We start from the raw sequence: 17,579 nt of genomic DNA, 5'->3' as shown, positions 1-17,579 counted from the left end.
GGTTAAGTTTAGGTTGTTTTGCGAAGGGTTAGCGGGTCGTCACCGGGTGTAACGCAGTCTTAAGTGCGTGTGCTTGCTTAGCTTTAACCACTTGGCTGCGGGCAAGCCCGTTGTGAGGCTAAGTATCCGTCGCAGGCCGGCGCAAACCGGGCGTTCGCAGCATCTGCGGTCTTGTTCCGGTCGGGGGATGCGCCTAGAAGCACGGCCAGCAAATAACCCGGAAACCTGATGCTCAACGCCGCCCCGACTACTGCTGCCGACGATCGCGAATTGCTGCGCTCGGCCGCCGTCACTGCGGGGATCATCGCGGCTGGCTATTTCCGCAAAGACCTGAAAACCTGGACCAAGGAGAACGCCTCGCCGGTGAGCGAGGCGGACATCGTCCTCGACAAGTTCCTCAACTCGGCGCTGCTCACTGCCCGCCCCGATTATGGCTGGCTGAGCGAAGAGAGCGTCGACAACCCTGAACGGCTAAGCCACCGCCGGGTGTTCGTGGTCGACCCGATCGATGGCACGCGCGGCTTCATCCGCGGCGAGGACAGCTGGACGGTGTCGCTGGCAGTGGTCGAGGACGGCGTGGCGATTGCCGGCGTGGTCTACGCACCGGTGCGCGACGAGATGTATGACGCGGCGGTCGGCGATGGCGCCCGGCTCAACGGCAAGCCGCTGGTGCGACAGCGCCACCCGGGCCGGACGGCGCCGCTGATCCCGGCGCCGGGCGCGGTGCACCAGGCGTTGCAGGCGGCCGGGCTCGACTATTCGCGCGGGCCGTTCTTTCCGTCGTTGGCCTATCAGCTGGTGCAGGTGGCCGGCGGCGGGCTCGACGCCGCGGTGAGCCGGCGGGGCGCGCGCGACTGGGATGTCGCGGGGGCGGCGTGCATTCTCAGCGAAGCAGGCGTGAGCTTTGAGGATGTGTGCATAGGTGCCTTGCGCTTCAATCGCCCGGAAACCCGGCATGGGGCGCTTGCGGCGCTGGCAGAGCCTTCGCTAAAAGCGCCGTTACATGCGGCGCTGGTCAAGGTCTATGGCTGCCCGCAGCCACAGGAAGTCGATCTGGAGCGTCTGAAGCCGTGAGCAAGACCAAGAAACCCGAGCCCAAGCAGCAGCTCTTGCACCTCGTCATCGGTGGCGAAGTGGAAAAGGGCGAAGACATCGTCTTCAAGGACCTGGATGCGGTCGACCTCGTCGGGGTCTATCCGAACTATGCCGCGGCACACGCGGTGTGGAAGCAGAAGGCGCAGCTGACGGTGGACAATGCCGAGATGCGCTATTTCGTGGTGCACCTGCACCGCCTGCTGAATCCGGAAGACGACGAGTAAGCTACTTTCGGGTGATCTGATTAGCCGGCGCGGGCTGACCCCCACCCCTGCCCCCTCCCCCTAAGAATGGGGAGGGAGACCCTCCCACAGACATCGAGGCGATCGTCTCCCTCCCCTTGTTTAGGGGGAGGGATCAAGGGTGGGGGTCAGCCCTCGCCGGCTTCGCGACCTGCGCAACCAGGCTCGACGCCAGCGCGTCCAACCGTTCGGTCGCCTGCTCCGTCACGTTGCGGAAAGCGTCGATCATCTCGCGCCGCCGCGCCTCATCGTCCAACAGGTCCAGCACTGCCTGAGGCAGTTCGTCCGCCCCACTGACCTGTACCGCACAGCCGATCGCCGACAGCGCTTCGTGCAGCGGCTGCTGCCGCTCGATATGCGGGCCGTAAAGGCTGGCGGCACCCAGATGCAGGGGTTCGCTGAGGTCGTGGCCGCCGATCGGCGCGAAAGTGCCGCAAACCACACCGATACCGGCGCGGGCATAGACTTTGCCGAGCGTTCCCATCTCATCGAGCCAGACGAGACCGCCGGCACCGGTGATGGCGGCCGCATTATCAACGATGGCGAGGTCGGCGCCCAAGCTGGCGCTCAGCACTTCGCCGGGGATCTTGCCGGGATAGCGCGGCACCAGCACCAGCCTTGCCTCGGGACGTCTGATGCGCAGTTCGGCGATCGCCGGGGCGAGCACTCCAACCTCGTCGCGATGGACGTTGCCGAAGACAATGAGTGGCGGTGCGTCTTTGCTCGCCGCGCCGCCGCGGTTGAGCGGCACGAGCTTCAGGTTGCCCAGCACGTCGATGCGATCACGTGGCACGCCGAGTTCGGCATAGCGGGCGGCGATAGCCTCGTCCTGCGCATAGATGTGCTGCGCTTTGGCGATGGTGCGGTTGGCAACGGCAGGGTTGCGCTGGTGACGGGCGAAGCTGCGGGGCGACATGGTGGCGTTGACCACCGCCACCGGGACGCCGGCGGCCTCGGCGGCGGCAAACTGGGCGGGCCAGAACTCGGATTCGACCAGCACCAGCAGATCGGGCCGGATGGTCTCGACGATGCGGCGCTGCGCCTCAAGCGTATCGAGCGGCATGATGAAGCTCGCGGCCTCGCCGGCGATGGCACGGACGCGGGCGTAGCCTGAATAAGTCGTGGCCGAGAGAACGATCGAGAGTTTGGGATCCTGCTCGAGCAGGCGCTGGCGGAGCAGCTCGGCGACCTTGGTTTCACCGGCGGAGACGGCGTGAATCCAGATGCGCTTGCCGGCCGCCGGCTGCGGCAGCGTGGGGTTCAGCCGTTTCGCGAACCAGGCGGCGCCGCCCTCGTCGCTGCTGGAAAAGCGCGACAGCACGGCGTAGTGCAGCCAGGATGCCGCCGTGACGAGCCCACCATAGGCTTTCCATCGAAACGGCACGGTTTCGGTCACGCGGGTTACTCCAACTGCCCTGCCCTGCTGACTAGCCGCTCCGCCCGCGGCGCACAACCTTGCGACGTCCAAGCGATTGCTGATAAGCCACGGCATGTCTTCAGCAAGGCGCGGGCCGGGTCCTCACGTGCGCTATCCTATTGCCAACGATGCGCGTCTGCAGCAGCTCGCTCTCGATGAGGCGCGCGCCGCGATCCGGCTTGAAACCGAAGGGCTCGAGGCGCTGGCCGCCGGGCTCGACGGCGCCTTCGTGGCGCTGGTGGAGCTGATCCAGCGGGCGCCGGGGCGGGTCATCCTTTCGGGTGTCGGCAAGAGCGCGCATATCGCGCGCAAGGTTGCAGCGACGCTGGCCTCGACCGGCACGCCGGCGCAGTTCGTGCATGGCGGCGACGCCAGTCATGGCGACCTCGGCATGATCACCACTGCCGATGTGGTGGTGATGTTCTCGAAATCGGGCGATACGGCCGAACTGTCCGACCTCGCCAACTATTGTGTGCGCTTCGATATTCCGCTGGCGCTGCTCACGGCGCGGCCGGACTCGCGGCTGGGGCGGGCGGCCAATATCGTGGTGACGCTGCCCGAGGCGCGCGAGGCGTGCGAGATCACCGCGGCGCCGACCACGTCGACAACGATGATGGCGGCGCTGGGCGATGCGCTGGCCGTGGTGCTGCTCCGGCGGCGCGGCTTCCAGGCAGCCGATTTCCATGTCTTCCACCCCGGCGGCACGCTCGGCAGTGCGCTGCTGACCGTCGGTGAGGTGATGCACCGGAATGACAAGCTGCCGCTGGTCGGCGCTGAAGCGAGCGTCGCGGCGGCGATCCTCGAGATGACGTCGAAGGGCTTTGGCTGCACCGGCGTGGTGGACGAGGCCGGCGACCTGCTCGGCATCATCACCGATGGCGACCTGCGCCGACATATGGCCGATGGGCTGCTGCAGCAAACGGCGGCAGCGGTGATGACCGTCGGGCCGCGCACCATCGGCGCCGACGCCTTGCTCAGCGAAGCACTGCGGCAGATGACCACCCTGACGCCGCGGATCACCGCGATCTTTGCCATGGACGGCCAGCGGCCGGTCGGCATCGTGCATGTGCACGATTGCCTGCGCGTCGGCCTCGTCTGAGGTGAGCGACCTCATCGTCATTCCGGCCCGTTACGGTTCGACCCGGCTGCCCGGCAAGCCGCTTCACCCCATTGCCGGACGTATGCTGCTGGAGCGGGTGGCGGCGATCGCTATCGCCGCGGCGCGGCAGCTCGGCGACGCCGAAGCGCTGGTGGCGACCGACGACGAGCGCATCCTCGCGGTGGCGCGTGGCCTCGGGCTCGAGGCGGTGATGACGGCGAGCGCGATCAGCTCGGGCTCCGGACGGGCGCTGGCGGCACTCAAGGCGACGGGGCGTTCGGCGGGGCTGGTGGTAAACCTGCAGGGCGATGCGCCGTTCACCGCGCCCGAGCACATCGTCGAGATCGTCGAGGCGGCACGGGGTTCCACGGCCGACGTGACGACGCCGGTGGTGCAACTGGATTGGGCGCGGCTCGACGCGCTGATCGAACATAAGCAGACGACACCGGCGAGCGGCACGACCTGCATCCGCGATGGCGCCGGGCGGGCGGTGTGGTTCTCGAAGGCGGTGCTGCCGTTCATGCGAAAGCCAACGGAGCTGCGCGCGGCGGGACCGCTGTCGCCGGTGCTGCAGCATATCGGGCTCTATTGCTACCGGACGACGGCGCTCGAGGCCTTCGAGGCGGCGCCGCAATCGGCGTACGAGCAGCTCGAGGGGCTGGAGCAGTTGCGGCTGATCGAGCTCGGGCTCGATATCCGCGCGGTGATCGTCAAGCCGGGGCGGATCACCATGAGCGGCGTCGACAGCCCAGCCGACGTGGAGCGGGCGGAACGGCTGATCGGGGAGCTCGGCGATCCGTTCGTCGACTGGCGCGCATGACCCGGCTGGTGATTGTCCGGCATGGCAACACCTTCGAGCCCGGCGAGCCGCCGCGTCGAATCGGCGCCCGCACCGACCTGCCGCTGACCGCGGCGGGGGTGGCGCAGGCCGAGGCGCTGGCCCGCCATTTTGCGGCGAACGGTATCGTGTTTGATCGGGTGCTGAGCGGCGCGCTGCAGCGAACACGGACGACGGCCGAAGCTATCGCAGCGGGGCAGCCGATCGAAACTGCGGCATTCCTCACCGAGATCGACCACGGGCCGGATGAAGGCCAACCGGAAGCAGCCGTTATCGACCGGATCGGTAACGACGCCATCACGCTGTGGGAGACACACTGGGTAGCGCCAGAAGGCTGGGAGGTTGGGGCGCAATGGCGCCTTTCGGCATGGCGGGAGTTCGTGGAGCGGGCGGCGGAGGAGTTGCCCGGCGGAACGATCCTGCTGGTGACCAGCAATGGAGCAGCGCGGTTCGCCCTTGCGGCGATGGGCCTAAAGCCTGGGGAAAACCGTGCCGGCGTCAAATTCCGTACAGGAAGTTATGGTGTGTTGGAGATCGGCAGCGGGGCCGATTTCCGACTAGTTGGGTGGGACATACGACCGGGCGAAACGCCCGGCGATATAGGTTTGTTTTGATGCAGCAGGTTTTTGTCGATGCGCCGAACGGGCGGCGCGTCGGGTTTGGTACTGATCTCCCGCTCGCCTTCATTCTCGGCCCGTGCGTGATCGAAAGCCGCGATCACGCATTGAAGACCGCGCGCTTTCTTGCCGAACTGGGCGAGCGCCGCGGCATTCCGCTGATCTACAAATCGTCGTTCGACAAGGCCAACCGCACCAGCGCCAAGAGCTTCCGCGGGATCGGCATCGACGAGGCATTGCGCATCTTCGAGGCGGTCAAGGCTGAAACCGGCCTGGCCGTCACCACCGACGTGCACGAGCGCGAGCAATGCGCTGCCGTGGCGGAAGTCGTCGACATCCTGCAGATCCCGGCCTTTCTCAGCCGGCAGACAGACCTGCTGGTGGCGGCTGCCGAAACCGGCCGCGTGGTCAACGTCAAGAAGGGGCAGTTCCTCGCGCCCTGGGACATGAAGAACGTGGCCCAGAAGCTCGACAGCGCCGGCGCCTCCGGGGTGCTGCTGACCGAGCGCGGCACCAGCTTCGGCTACAATACGCTGGTGGTCGACATGCGCGGCCTGCCGATCATGGCCGCGACCGGCAAGCCGGTCATTTTCGACGCCACGCACTCGGTACAGCAACCGGGCGGGCGCGGCGAATCATCGGGCGGCGAACGGCAATACGCGCCGGTATTGGCGCGGGCGGCCGTAGCCGTTGGTGTTGCCGGGGTGTTCATCGAGACGCACGAAGACCCCGACAACGCGCCGTCCGACGGCGCCAACATGATCCCGTTGAGTGAAATCGACGGGCTGGTGGCGGACCTCGTGGCGCTCGACGCCATCGCCAAGGGCCGAGGCTCCGGTCGATGATCGCGGCGGTCAAGAGCGGCTCGCCAAGCTACATCCGCTGGGCCTGTCTGGCGACGATCGTGTTTTTGTTCGCCCTGCCCTGCATCGTCGGTCGGCTCACCACCTATTTCCTGCTGCTGTTGGCGATCTTCGTACTGATCTCGCCATCGGTGATCGCGGCGTTCCGGTCGCGCAGCCGCAACCCGATCGACGTGATGTTCGTCACGGCGGCAGCACTGCCGGCGGTTGCGTTCCTGTTCACGTCGGAAGATGCGGGGGACCTGCTGTACGCGTTCAACTTTGCTCCATTGTTGCTGGCAGTGCCGCTGCGTTGGCAGCTTGAAAAATACGCGCAGGTCGACAGCGCATTGCTGATCGGCCGGTTGTCACTGGCTGGCGCCGGTATCGCAGTCATCGTGGGTGCGGTGCAGGTCGGGCTGCTCGGTTACGACCGTGCGGGGCAACCGCTGATGAGCACGTTCCATTTTGCCGACACGGCGATGCTGCTGGGCTTCACAGCGTTGGTGGGGCTGTTCGCCCGCAGCAAGCAACGTGGACGCTGGCTGTACCTGCTCGGGCCCGTGTTCGGCATCCTGGTCGCTCTGTTGAGCGGCACACGCGGCGCGCTGATTGCAGCGCCGGTGCTGGGTTTCGTGGCGCTGGCCTTTGCCCTGGCCAAGGCTCCGGCACGGCATCGCGGCGTGACGCTGCTGGTGGCGGGGGCGGTGGTGGTGCTCTCCGCCATCCTGCTGTTTGTCGCCGCAAAGGCCGGGTTGACCCGCGCGCTGGATGGTTTCTCGGTGACGCAGGACGTGATTGCCGGCGGTGCTGTCGATCAATCGACCCAGGAGCGGCTGACCATGCTGTGGGGCGGCTACCAGGCGTTCCTGCGTGCGCCCTTGTTCGGCTATGGCTGGATCGACATGGTGCCGGCGATCCTGCCCTACGTCCCGAGCGGCGAGGTAGAGCGCATGCTGACCTTCCGGCAGTTGCACAACGGCCTGCTGAGCTTTGCCGTCGGCGCCGGAATTCCCGGAATCATCAGTTTCCTGATCCTGTCGGTGGCCCCGGTGATCGCAGTGTTCCGGACACCCCGTGACGAGCTGTTCGTGCCGCGCCTCTACCTGGCGGTGACGCTTTGCGTCGGTTACGCGGTGTTCCAGCTGACCATCATCATGATCGGCTTCGAGTTCCACACCGTGCAATATGCGTTCATGACGATGGTGATCCTCGGCTTCGTCCGGGTCCCGGCGGCGGCGATGGAGCCGGCTCAGTCGGCCCGGGGCAACGCGCCGGTGGCGCCGGAGACGGCAAGCACGGCGTAATACTCTTCGCCCCGCCCTGCCCCTTCATCGCGCTTCAGCACGGTGACGAGGCGCGTGTTCGAGAACTCCGCACGCGGCGGCAGCGCTTCGGCCGCCGCCGGGGACCTCACGCTTTCCACCAGCAAGGCGGGCGACGATGTGGGGTAGCGGGCTTCGGGCGGCAGGAAGTCGTAACGCGGGTGAGGAGCGATGTCGCGGACCGGCCGACTGTCTCCTGCGGCGCGGCCATAAAAGAACAATTCGCCGGTGAGGCGGTAATTGCCCTCGGTCCAGATCACCTGGGCCCCAGTCTCCTCGGCCAGCTGGCGTATCTCGGCGGCCAGCTTGTCCCAGCCGCGCAGCATGCGGGTGCGGTCGGCATAGCCCAGATCCAGCGGATGGTAGACCGCCTGCACGTAAGCAAAGCCGATCAGCGCCAAACCAAAAACCAGCTGCAGCGCGCTGCCGACCGCCACGATCCAGCGTCCGAAGGGACGCGCCGGCAACAGGCAGACGAAGGCTGCGCCGAGCAGGGCCAGCACTGGCGCGACCGGCTGCAGCCAGTTGACCTCGACGCGGGCGTGCAAAGCGTGAACGAGGAAATAGGCGAGGAGCGGCAGCGTCGTCAGCACCGGCAGCGCCAGCCTGGCGCCGGCGCGCCTGCCGTAGCCGAGGAAGAAACCACCCATCGCAAGCAGAGCGCAAAGCAGCAGGACCGGTCCCATCGCCGCGGCCTGGCTGATGACGAACTCGCTCACCAGCCGCCCGAATGCCTCCTCGAACGAGACGACGCGCGCGCCCTGGAACAGGAAGGACCGCCAGTCGTGCTGATAATTCCACCACAGCACCGGCGCAAATACGAGCAGCGCGAGCAGGCCGCCGGCCCAGAGCTGCCAGCGGCCGAACTGGCGACGGCCATCGGCCGTGCCGATGAGGAACAGCACAAGCCCGATGCCGAACCAGGCGTTGGTGTATTTGGAGGCAAGGCCGGCCCCGGCAAGCAGGCCGACGGCCAACCACCAGTTCGGCCGGGAGCGCGCCACGGCTTCGGCCGCGGCCCACAGCGACAAGGTCCAGAACAGCGTCGATGGAGCATCCGGGGTGGCGACGAAGTTCACGGCGCCCTGCAGACTGATGCAATACCAGGCCACGGCCAGCGCGGCGGCGCTGCGACCGGGAACGAGCAGTCGACCGGTGCGATAGAGAGCCGCCAGCACCGCGATGCCGGCCAGCAATGGCAGCAGGCGCACGCCAAGCAGCGTATCGCCCCCAATGAGCCGGCCGAGCGCCGTCATCAGCGCGACGGCGGGTGGATGATCGAGGTAACCCGGCGACAGATAGGCCGACCACAGGGCGTAGTACGCCTCGTCGCCGTCGAGACCGACGCTCAACGCCACATAGGCCTTGGCGACAAGGCTCGCCAGCACCACCACCAATGCGAAAACCTCGGCGCCCACCAAACCCGTCCGGACGGGCGTCTCGAATGGGATGTTGGTTTCGGCGGCCATGGGACTCGGGGAGTAACGCGAAGGGGCGCACCCTAACCACGGATCAGCCCGGTTCGGAATGGTTTTCGGCGCGGGCGCGGCAGCGTGACCCAGAGGCGGCAGCGGCGGCGGGTTGTGCAGAACTACGCGATAGACAGTATTTCCCCAGGGCTTTGACGCGCGTTAGCTTTCCTTACCGCACGGTAATTTGACTTGCGGGCAGACAATCGTTAGCCACACCGCGATAGACGTAAGCGGCAGGTCGAGGACCCAACCGTCCATGCAATCGCCTGCCTTTCCCCACAGCGAGTCCGCCGGCGAAATCAAAGCGCCGTCCGCGGCGCATTGGGCGCTGGCCGTCGTCGCGCTGGCGACGATCGCCCGGATCGGGCTCGCCGCCGTGCTCCCGGTAGGGGTGGACGAGGCCTATAGCATTGGCATCGCACGGCAGTTTTCGCTGAGCTATTTCGACCATCCGCCACTGCATCTGTGGTTGGTCGGAGGCTGGGCGAAGCTCTGGGGCAGTGAAGATCTGCTGCTGCTGCGCCTGCCGTTCATCGCATTGGGTGCGCTGTCATCGTGGCTGATCTACGCGCTGGGCGCCCGACTGTTCGGGCCGGTTGCCGGGCTGTGGTCGATGGTGCTCTTCAACCTTGCGCCGGTGTTCGGGCTGGCGCATGGGGCGCTGATCTTCCCTGACGGGCCGCTGATCGCTGCGGCGCTGGCAACCGCACTGGTGGTGGCGCAGATCGTCCTCGCCCCTGGCGAAGGTCGGCGGCTGGGGCTGTGGGCGCTGGCCGGGCTGCTGGCGGGCCTGGCGCTGCTGTCGAAATACCACGGCGTGCTGCTGGTGCTGGGCATCCTGCTGTTTCTCGTTACGACGCGCGAGGGGCGGCGCTGGCTGCTGACGCCGGGTCCGTGGCTGGCGGCGGGGATCGCCGTCGCCTGCTTCGTGCCGGTGCTGGTGTGGAATGGCCAGCACGACTGGGCGTCATTCGCCTTCCACGCCGGTCGTGGCCGGGTCGGCGGCGGAGGCGACGTGCGGCTGTTCGGCCCCATCGAATCGCTGCTGTCGCAGGCGGTGTACCTGCTGCCTTGGATTGCCGTGCCGCTGGGATGGTTCCTGGTGAGCGGCATGGTCGGCGGCCCCAACAACGCACGGCGCTGGCTGCTGGTCTGCCTGGCGCTGCTGCCGATCCTCGTCTTCACCGGGCTGACGCTGACCGGCCGCGGGCTGCCCCACTGGCAGATGCCGGGTTGGCTGTTCGCGATCCCGTTGCTGGGTGAAGCGCTTGCCCATGCAAGCCGGATCACGCGGCGGATCGCTGTCGCGGTCGCGGTGATCACAGCGCTCGGGCTCGCGGCGCTGGCGACAGTGGTCACGATGCAGGCGCGATGGGGCAGTTTCGATGCGCAGACGCTGCAACTGTTCGGCGGGAGCGACCCGACGGACGCACTGCTGTCCTGGGAGGCGGTGCGTCCGGAACTGCTGAAACGTGGGTTGCCGGCGGACGACCGAACCTTCATCGGGACGTTCAACTGGGTGCGGGCCGGTGAGCTCAACGCGCTGTTCGGAAAGCAGCTTCCGGTGCTCTGCCTGTGCGGCGACGCGCGACATTTCGACTATCTCAACCCGCCCGAGGCCTATGCCGGGTGGAATGCCATCCTGATCGGAATGCCGGGGCACATCGACGACGATGCGGCTTTGCGCGAAAAATTCGCGGCGCTGGCGCCGCAGGAAGATATCAGCCTGAGCAAGGCGGGACGCGTGGCGGTGCCGCTGCGGATGAGACTCGCCAGCGGCTTCAGACCCTAGGTCGCGGCGCTTTCGAAGCGGAGAACCGGCAGCTTATTGAAGCCGTTCAGCGGGTGCCGAGGCCGTAGCGCTTATAGGCTTCGTGCGCGGCGTCGGCGTTAGCGTACGGCTCCTGCCGGTCGACGTTCCAATAGGTCAGCTCGTCGAGCGCGATCGGCACGCCGGTGATGGCGCAGCGAACAAAACTGCCTGGCCGCAGCACGACATAGTCGGCATCGAGGTAACGGACCTGCGCCTCGGAGGGGCTGAAGCTCTTGTCGAAAATGTTCATGGCACCACCAGATATAGGTCAGATCAGCTGACTTGGAAACCGGCTGATCCCGAACCGCGCAATGGCAAGAGCTGAACGGGTTTCGTGGCGATTTTCAGAACAGACCATGGGTTCTCGAACAGGCATGATCCGCAGGACAGGCTCCGGTTCTCAGAACAGGCTTTCCTGACCCTCTTCGTCGCGCGGCGGACGCACCTTCTTGCGGGCGACCAGGCCGCTGCCGACGGTGGCGCCGATGGTGCCGTCGGACACCTGGATGTGCACGGCATCGCCCGGCTTCACCTCGGCGGTGTGCTTGACGATGTGCCCCTCGGCATCGGTAACCACCGAGAAGCCACGTTGCAGGATCGAGCGGTAGTCCGCTGCCTCGAGCAACCGGGCCGCGAGGTCGAGGTTGCGGCGGCGCTGATCGACGAAACGGGCAACAGCCGGATGGAGGGCGGCGGCGAGCGGATCGAGGCGGCTGCGCAGATGCCGGATCTCATTGTTGAGCGCTTTGGGTGAGAGGCGGCCCGCCGCAGCGACGAACAGGCCGCGTTTCCGCTCGGTGGTGCGCGAGGCGGCGGTATCGGCGCGACGGCGGAGATTGTCGAGACGGGTCGTGAGTTCGGTGGTACGGCGGGAGAGCAGGTTCGGCGTCAGCTTGTTGGCCGAGCGGCCGAACTCGATGCGCTTCTTCTGCTCGGCATGGCGCAGGGCAGCCGCAAGGTTGGAGGCGGCATGATCGAGGCGCTGGCGGGCCGAGGCGACGAGATCGAGGGGACGCGGCAGCCCGGCGGAGGCGGCGCGCAGGCGGTCGCGATAGTTCGAGGCGGTGCGCCGCATGGCGTGGCGCTGACGGCCGCCGATTTCGTCGACATAGCCGATAAGGTCGGCCCGCACCGGGACGGCGGCCTCGGCGGCGGCGGTGGGCGTGGGGGCGCGATGATCGGAAGCGTAGTCGACCAGTGTCGTGTCGGTCTCGTGGCCGACCGCGGTGATGATCGGAATGCGGCTAGCAGCCACGGCGCGGACGACGATCTCTTCGTTGAAGCCCCAGAGATCCTCGATGGAGCCGCCGCCACGCGCGACGATCAGCACGTCGGGGCGCGGAATTGCCCCGTTGGGCGCGAAAGCGTTGAAGCCATTGATGGCGGCGGTAACTTCGGCGGCGGCGGTTTCGCCCTGCACCCGGACCGGCCAGACCACGACGTGGCTGGGGAAGCGGTCGGAGATGCGGTGCAGGATATCGCGGATCACTGCACCGGTGGGCGAGGTGATGACGCCGATGACGCGCGGCAGGTAGGGCAACTCGCGCTTACGCTCGGAAGCGAATAGCCCCTCGGCGGCAAGCTTCCGGCGCCGATCCTCGAGCAGCGCCATCAGCGCGCCGGCGCCAGCCGGCTCGATCTGCTCGATGACGATCTGATACTTGGACGAGCGCGGGAAGGTGGTGAGCCGCCCGGTGGCGATGATCTCCATGCCTTCCTCGGGCTTGAAGGTCAGGCGCGGCCACGAGCTCTTCCACACCACCGCATCGATCGAGGCGTTCTCGTCCTTCAGCGTGAAGTAAGCGTGCCCGGAAGAATGGACGCCGCGGAAGCCGGAAATCTCGCCGCGCACCCGGACATGGCCGAACTCGTCTTCGACCGTGCGCTTCACCGCCTGGGCGATCTCGGAGACGGTGAACTCGGCGGCGTTGGTCAGCGGTGTGGGCATGGGTGAGAGGTGCGGGAAAGCCACGAGTCCGTCAAGGGTGGCGGCACAATCGAGCAGATGCTAGATGGGCGCCAAATGGCCATGCGCCACACGCTGGGCCACCCCTCGGGTGAGGCGTCCAGCCTCATCCCCTCCCTCAACGCGGGGAGGATCAACGGCAACATCGGAGCTGATGGCTGATGCGCATTCTGGTGATCGGGTCGGGCGGACGAGAGCATGCGCTGGCATGGGCGATTGCCCGGTCGCCGCGCTGCGAAAAGCTGTTCGTGATGCCGGGGAACGGCGGGACCGGTGAGATCGCCGAAAATGTGCCGATCGATATCACCGACCATCAGGCGGTGATCGATTTCGCGCTCGGCAACCAGGTGGATTTCGTGGTGATCGGGCCCGATGCGCCGGCGGTGGCGGGATTGGGCGACGATGTGCGGGCGGCCGGGCTGCTGTGTTTTGGACCGTCAAAGGCCGCGGCGCAGCTCGAGGGTTCGAAGGCCTTCACCAAGCTGCTCTGCGACGAAGCCAAGGTGCCGACAGCCGCCTATGGCCGGTTCGACAATGAGAGCGATGCGCTCGCCTATGTGCACGACCAGGGCGCGCCGATCGTGATCAAGGCAGATGGCCTCGCAGCCGGCAAGGGTGTGACGGTGGCGATGACCATCCAGGAGGCGGCGGACGCGGTGCGCGACTGCTTCTCGGGCGCCTTCGGCGACTCCGGCTCGACGGTGGTGATCGAGGAATTTCTCGAAGGCGAGGAAGCCTCGATCTTTGCCCTCTGCGACGGCGAGAGCGTCGTGATGCTGCCCAGCGCGCAGGACCACAAGCGGGTATGGGACGGCGACCGCGGCCCCAACACCGGCGGCATGGGAGCCTACTCCCCTGCCCCGGTGATGACGCCGGAGATGACGGCGCAGGTCGAGAACGAAATCATCCTGCCCTCGATCCGCCGGATGGCGGAGCGCGGTACGCCGTTCACCGGGGTGCTGTTCGCCGGGATCATGGTGACGCCGAGGGGGCCCAAGCTGATCGAGTACAATGTGCGGTTCGGCGACCCGGAGTGCCAGGTGCTGATGCTGCGGCTCAAATCCGATGCGCTGGACCTGTTGGAAGCGACGGCGCGCGGCACGCTGAAGACCGCGAAACCGGAGTTCAGCGACGAGGTGGCGCTGACCGTAGTGCTGGCCGCCAAGGGCTATCCGGTCAATCCCGAAAAGGGTAGCGAGATCCACGGGATCGACGGCCAGGACGACGACAGGCTGATGGTGTTTCATGCCGGCACGCTGCGCCGTGACGGCAAGCTGATCGCCAATGGCGGGCGGGTGCTGAATGTGACGGCGCTCGGCCGCACAGTCGGCGAGGCGCGGGACCGGGCCTATGCGGAAGTGGACCGGATCGACTGGCCGGAAGGCTTCTGCCGGCGCGATATCGGCTGGCGCGCCGTGGCGAGGGAACTGAAACCCGCCTGAACATCTTATAAACGAGAAGAGCGTATCCTACCTCCTTATCGTGACCCATGAGATGACAACGCCGATCGAGCCGACGCCGCTGCAGCGGCGGGGGCAGCAGATTGTCGATCGCCTGCGTGGCGAGTTTCGTGAGCACACCCATGGTCAGGCCCCGCTGCCGGAACCGCGGATCGGCGTAGCGCTTGGCGGCGGATCGGCCCGTGGGCTGACCCATATTCCCTATATCGAGGCGATGGACGAGATGGGGCTCAGGCCGCACGTGATCTCGGGCACCTCGATCGGGGCGCTGATCGGCTCGGGCTGGGCCAGCGGGATGACCGGGGCGGAACTGCGCGAGCACTCGTTCTCGGTGCTGGGGACCATGCGGATCATCGCCGGGCGGCTGTGGGGGGCGCAGGTGCGCAACCTCGGCAACTTCTTCCAATCCGGCTTCAACGTGCAGCTCGACGCCTGCCAGGTGGTGGATGCGTTCCTGCCCGACCCGTTCCCGCTCGAATTCAAGGACCTCAAAACCAAGTTCTACGTGGTGGCGACCGACTTTCAGTCCTGGCACCAGGCGGTGTTCTCGGAGGGGCCGCTGCGCGAGGCAATTGCCGGCTCGATCGCTATTCCGAGCCTGTTCAAGCCAGTGTCGTTCGCCAATCACCTCCTGGTCGATGGCGGCGTGGTGAACCCGTTGCCACTCGACCAGGCGGCGGCCGACACCGACATCCTCGTCGGCATCGACGTCAATGGCGACCCGTCCGAACAACTCAACAAGACCAACCACAAGGCGCTCGATGTGTGGTTCGGCGCGGCGCAGATCATGATGCACTCGCTGACGGCGCACATGATGGCGGCCTATCCGCCCGACGTTTACGTGCGGCCGCATCTCAGCGCCTTCGGCGCGCTGGAGTTCTGGCGGGTGCGCGAGCTGGTGGCGCATGTCGAGAAGGACAAGGACAACTTCAAGCGTGCGCTGGATGGGCGGATCGAGTCGTTCCTCACCAAGCAGCAGGACTCGATGCGCGCCGAGGCTCGGTAGGGTCTTGGGTGTGATGTTGGTCGGCCGGTGCCTACCGCAGGCCCTGGAAGAACGTCTTCAGCAACTCCCCCGACCGCTTGGCTCCTACCCCGCCGATGACTTCCGGGCGGTGGTGGCAGTTGGGACTTTCGAACAGACGGACACCGTTGTCGACGGCGCCGGCTTTCAGGTCTTCGGCGCCGTAGTAGACGCGGCGGAGGCGGGTATGAGCAATGGCGCCGGCGCACATGGCACAGGGCTCGAGCGTTACATAGAGATCGCAGCCATCGAGCCGGCCAGTGCCACGCGCCGCAAGCGCGGTGCGGATGGCGAGGAACTCGGCATGCGCGGTGGGATCGTTCAGCTCGCGCATGCGGTTGCGCTCGGCGGCGAGCACGCGATCACCTTCAACGATGACGGCTCCGACGGGCGCTTCGCCGGCGGTGGCAGCGGCTTCGGCGAGGGCGAGGGCCTGATCCATAGGGGTGGGCATGGCGGGTGTTTAGCATCCGTCGTTGCGAACAACCACCGTGTGATGGCGAAGAACGTGGCAGTGGCGGCGGTGCATCGCTACATTCTCCCGTCAGGAGAATCGCCTTGCCCATCCGCCAGCTTCCCGAAGATCTGATCAATCGCATCGCCGCGGGCGAGGTGGTTGAGCGGCCGGCAAGCGTGGTGAAGGAGCTGGTTGAGAACGCCATCGATGCCGGCGCCAGCCGGGTCCACATTACCACCGCCGGTGGTGGACAGAGCCTGATCCGGATCGAGGATGACGGCGTCGGCATGGATGAGGCCGACCTGGTGCTGTCGGTCGAGCGGCATGCCACATCAAAACTGGCCGATGACGGGCTAGAGGACATCCGGACGCTGGGGTTTCGCGGCGAGGCGCTGGCCTCGATCGGAGCTGTGGCGGAACTTGGCATCGCGTCGCGGCGGGCCGAGGACGCGAGCGGGCTGCGGATCGCGGTCAGGCACGGGGTGAAGTCGCGGCCGGTGCCGCTGGCGATGAACCGCGGCACCATCGTCGAGGTGCGCGAGCTGTTCGGCAATGTGCCGGCGCGGCGGAAATTCCTGAAGACCGAGCGCTCCGAGGCCGGAGCGATCACCGACATGGTGAAGCGGTTGGCGATGGCCAACCCGCACGTGCAGTTCGTGCTCGACGGAGCCGACCGCACCACCTCGAACTGGCCGGGGCGTGAGGGCGACGGGGCGCTGAGGGCGCGGCTCGGCGACGTGATGGGCGGAGATTTCGGCGACAACGCCGTGCCGCTGGCGACGATGCGGCACGGCATGGTGGTGACCGGGCTCGCTGGGCTGCCGACCTATACGCGGGCCAACTCGCTGAGCCAGTATTTCTTCGTCAACGGCCGGGCGGTGCGCGACAAGGTGCTGGTGGGGGCGATCCGCGCCGCCTACGCGGATTTCGTGTTCCGCGACCGTTTCCCGGTGGCGGCGATTTTCCTCGCGGTCGATCCGGCGGAGGTGGATGTGAACGTCCACCCGACCAAGGCGGAGCTCAGGTTCCGCGACCCCGGCGCGGTGCGCGGCGCGGTGATCCGGGCAATCACCGAGGCGCTGGATGCGGCGGGGCACCGGGCGGCGAGCACGGTGGCCGAGGACGTGGTGCAGGCGTTCCGGGTGCCGGAGTATGAGGCGGCGCCAATCGGGACGACGGCGGGTTGGACCGCTCCTTCCTCCAGCTACGCAGGGCCCCCTCCTCCGTCCCGCGGGGGAGGATCGCCGACTGCACGGTTCGCGGGCTTTGCGGAACCTAGTGCGCGATATGAAGTGAACGAGGTGACGCCGATCGTCGAACCGGTGGAGTATCCGCTCGGGACGGCGCGGGCGCAGATGTTTGACAATTTCATCGTCGCGCAGAATGGCGACAGCCTGTTGCTGGTCGACCAGCATGCGGCACACGAGCGGCTGGTCTACGAGCGGTTCAAGGCGCAGATGGCGGCGGGCCCCGTGGCGAGCCAGATGCAGCTGATCCCGGTGGTGATCGAGCTCAGCGAGGACGATTGCGGGCGGCTCGAGGACGCGGCGCCGACGCTGGAGCGGCTGGGGCTCTATATCGAACGGTTCGGACCGCGCGCGGTGGCGGTGCGCGAAACGCCGGCGCTGCTCGGGCAGGCGGATATCGATGGGCTGGTACGCGATCTCGCCGATGGGCTGGCGGAATGGGACAGCTCGGCGGCATTGGCCGACCGGCTGGAGGCGATCATCGGGCGCATGGCCTGCCACGGCTCGGTGCGCTCGGGGCGGCGGCTCAGGGTCGAGGAAATGAACGCGCTGCTGCGCGAGATGGAAACGACGCCGCATTCGGGCCAGTGCATCCACGGTCGGCCGACCTATGTCGAGCTGAAGAAGGCGGATATCGAGCGGTTGTTCGGACGAACGCGCTAGCG

Annotated in this window: 16 protein-coding genes; 11 read left to right on the top strand and 5 right to left on the bottom strand. The window is 66.9% G+C overall.

What is annotated here, in order from left to right; translation table 11 throughout:
• The first annotated feature begins 228 nt into the window (after positions 1 to 228).
• Positions 229 to 1,074, top strand: a complete 846-nt coding sequence (locus ASC89_RS09145; RefSeq protein WP_082533264.1) for a 3'(2'),5'-bisphosphate nucleotidase CysQ — start codon at positions 229 to 231, stop codon at positions 1,072 to 1,074.
• Positions 1,071 to 1,319 (top strand): DUF4170 domain-containing protein, encoded by a 249-nt coding sequence (locus tag ASC89_RS09140; protein WP_055884928.1) that lies wholly within the window; start codon positions 1,071 to 1,073, stop codon positions 1,317 to 1,319. The genes ASC89_RS09145 and ASC89_RS09140 overlap by 4 nt, the downstream gene beginning before the upstream one ends.
• 133 nt (positions 1,320 to 1,452) lie before the next feature.
• Here ASC89_RS09140 and ASC89_RS09135 read toward each other — a convergent pair whose 3' ends face one another.
• Positions 1,453 to 2,733, bottom strand: a complete 1,281-nt coding sequence (locus tag ASC89_RS09135; RefSeq protein WP_055996969.1) for a 3-deoxy-D-manno-octulosonic acid transferase — start codon at positions 2,731 to 2,733, stop codon at positions 1,453 to 1,455.
• Positions 2,734 to 2,860: 127 nt separating this feature from the next.
• Between ASC89_RS09135 and ASC89_RS09130 the strand changes: the two genes are divergently transcribed.
• The 5 genes from ASC89_RS09130 to ASC89_RS09110 are packed head-to-tail and all read left to right on the top strand — an operon-like array spanning position 2,861 to position 7,457.
• On the top strand, positions 2,861 to 3,853 hold the full coding sequence (locus ASC89_RS09130) for an SIS domain-containing protein (protein WP_244488425.1): 993 nt from the start codon (positions 2,861 to 2,863) through the stop codon (positions 3,851 to 3,853).
• A gap of 1 nt (position 3,854) precedes the next feature.
• Positions 3,855 to 4,673 carry a 3-deoxy-manno-octulosonate cytidylyltransferase gene (locus tag ASC89_RS09125; protein ID WP_200940433.1) on the top strand — a complete coding sequence of 273 codons (819 nt, stop codon included), beginning with the start codon at positions 3,855 to 3,857 and terminating at the stop codon, positions 4,671 to 4,673.
• Complete coding sequence (locus ASC89_RS09120; protein ID WP_055996966.1) at positions 4,670 to 5,305, top strand: histidine phosphatase family protein; 636 nt, start codon at positions 4,670 to 4,672, stop codon at positions 5,303 to 5,305. The genes ASC89_RS09125 and ASC89_RS09120 overlap by 4 nt, the downstream gene beginning before the upstream one ends.
• Positions 5,305 to 6,153, top strand: a complete 849-nt coding sequence (gene kdsA / locus ASC89_RS09115) for a 3-deoxy-8-phosphooctulonate synthase (protein WP_055884919.1) — start codon at positions 5,305 to 5,307, stop codon at positions 6,151 to 6,153. The genes ASC89_RS09120 and kdsA overlap by 1 nt, the downstream gene beginning before the upstream one ends.
• Positions 6,150 to 7,457 carry an O-antigen ligase gene (locus tag ASC89_RS09110; RefSeq protein ID WP_055884916.1) on the top strand — a complete coding sequence of 436 codons (1,308 nt, stop codon included), beginning with the start codon at positions 6,150 to 6,152 and terminating at the stop codon, positions 7,455 to 7,457. Before kdsA ends, ASC89_RS09110 begins: the two co-directional genes overlap by 4 nt.
• Here ASC89_RS09110 and ASC89_RS09105 read toward each other — a convergent pair.
• A complete protein-coding gene (locus ASC89_RS09105; protein ID WP_162247922.1) occupies positions 7,403 to 8,893 on the bottom strand; it encodes a glycosyltransferase family 39 protein in 1,491 nt (496 codons plus the stop codon). The two genes, ASC89_RS09110 and ASC89_RS09105, sit on opposite strands and share 55 nt — an antisense overlap.
• A 310-nt stretch (positions 8,894 to 9,203) precedes the next feature.
• Between ASC89_RS09105 and ASC89_RS09100 the strand changes: the two genes are divergently transcribed.
• Positions 9,204 to 10,739 carry a glycosyltransferase family 39 protein gene (locus ASC89_RS09100; RefSeq protein WP_055996960.1) on the top strand — a complete coding sequence of 512 codons (1,536 nt, stop codon included), beginning with the start codon at positions 9,204 to 9,206 and terminating at the stop codon, positions 10,737 to 10,739.
• Between the two features lie 46 nt (positions 10,740 to 10,785).
• Here ASC89_RS09100 and ASC89_RS09095 read toward each other — a convergent pair whose 3' ends face one another.
• A complete protein-coding gene (locus tag ASC89_RS09095; RefSeq protein ID WP_055884909.1) occupies positions 10,786 to 11,010 on the bottom strand; it encodes a DUF2093 domain-containing protein in 225 nt (74 codons plus the stop codon).
• 150 nt (positions 11,011 to 11,160) lie between these two features.
• A complete protein-coding gene (gene xseA / locus ASC89_RS09090) occupies positions 11,161 to 12,708 on the bottom strand; it encodes an exodeoxyribonuclease VII large subunit (protein ID WP_055884905.1) in 1,548 nt (515 codons plus the stop codon).
• Positions 12,709 to 12,887: 179 nt separating this feature from the next.
• Here xseA and purD point away from each other — a divergent pair, with 179 nt between their 5' ends.
• Together purD and ASC89_RS09080 are read left to right on the top strand one after the other, a co-directional pair.
• Positions 12,888 to 14,168, top strand: a complete 1,281-nt coding sequence (purD, locus tag ASC89_RS09085) for a phosphoribosylamine--glycine ligase (RefSeq protein ID WP_055884903.1) — start codon at positions 12,888 to 12,890, stop codon at positions 14,166 to 14,168.
• Positions 14,169 to 14,220: 52 nt separating this feature from the next.
• Positions 14,221 to 15,192, top strand: a complete 972-nt coding sequence (locus ASC89_RS09080; RefSeq protein WP_055996954.1) for a patatin-like phospholipase family protein — start codon at positions 14,221 to 14,223, stop codon at positions 15,190 to 15,192.
• Positions 15,193 to 15,223: 31 nt separating this feature from the next.
• On the opposite strand, the gene ASC89_RS09075 is transcribed toward ASC89_RS09080, so the two are convergent.
• Positions 15,224 to 15,664 carry a nucleoside deaminase gene (locus tag ASC89_RS09075; RefSeq protein WP_055884897.1) on the bottom strand — a complete coding sequence of 147 codons (441 nt, stop codon included), beginning with the start codon at positions 15,662 to 15,664 and terminating at the stop codon, positions 15,224 to 15,226.
• Positions 15,665 to 15,768: 104 nt separating this feature from the next.
• On the opposite strand from ASC89_RS09075, the gene mutL reads away from it, so the two are divergent.
• A complete protein-coding gene (gene mutL, locus ASC89_RS09070; RefSeq protein ID WP_055996951.1) occupies positions 15,769 to 17,577 on the top strand; it encodes a DNA mismatch repair endonuclease MutL in 1,809 nt (602 codons plus the stop codon).
• Positions 17,578 to 17,579: the final 2 nt, after the last annotated feature.

The organism is Devosia sp. Root413D1 (genome assembly GCF_001425235.1).
Lineage (GTDB): Bacteria > Pseudomonadota > Alphaproteobacteria > Rhizobiales > Devosiaceae > Devosia_A.
Note: the sequence above shows the minus strand (reverse complement) of the source record. Positions and strands in the feature narration are given on the sequence as shown.

Coding starts and splice junctions, on each gene's coding strand:
- ASC89_RS09145 (WP_082533264.1), top strand. CDS start 229: ATGCTCAACGCCGCCCCGACTACTGCTGCCGACGATCGCGAATTGCTG.
- ASC89_RS09075 (WP_055884897.1), bottom strand. CDS start 15,664: ATGCCCACCCCTATGGATCAGGCCCTCGCCCTCGCCGAAGCCGCTGCC.
- ASC89_RS09110 (WP_055884916.1), top strand. CDS start 6,150: ATGATCGCGGCGGTCAAGAGCGGCTCGCCAAGCTACATCCGCTGGGCC.
- kdsA (WP_055884919.1), top strand. CDS start 5,305: ATGCAGCAGGTTTTTGTCGATGCGCCGAACGGGCGGCGCGTCGGGTTT.
- ASC89_RS09120 (WP_055996966.1), top strand. CDS start 4,670: ATGACCCGGCTGGTGATTGTCCGGCATGGCAACACCTTCGAGCCCGGC.
- ASC89_RS09080 (WP_055996954.1), top strand. CDS start 14,221: ATGACAACGCCGATCGAGCCGACGCCGCTGCAGCGGCGGGGGCAGCAG.
- xseA (WP_055884905.1), bottom strand. CDS start 12,708: ATGCCCACACCGCTGACCAACGCCGCCGAGTTCACCGTCTCCGAGATC.
- ASC89_RS09095 (WP_055884909.1), bottom strand. CDS start 11,010: ATGAACATTTTCGACAAGAGCTTCAGCCCCTCCGAGGCGCAGGTCCGT.
- ASC89_RS09100 (WP_055996960.1), top strand. CDS start 9,204: ATGCAATCGCCTGCCTTTCCCCACAGCGAGTCCGCCGGCGAAATCAAA.
- purD (WP_055884903.1), top strand. CDS start 12,888: ATGCGCATTCTGGTGATCGGGTCGGGCGGACGAGAGCATGCGCTGGCA.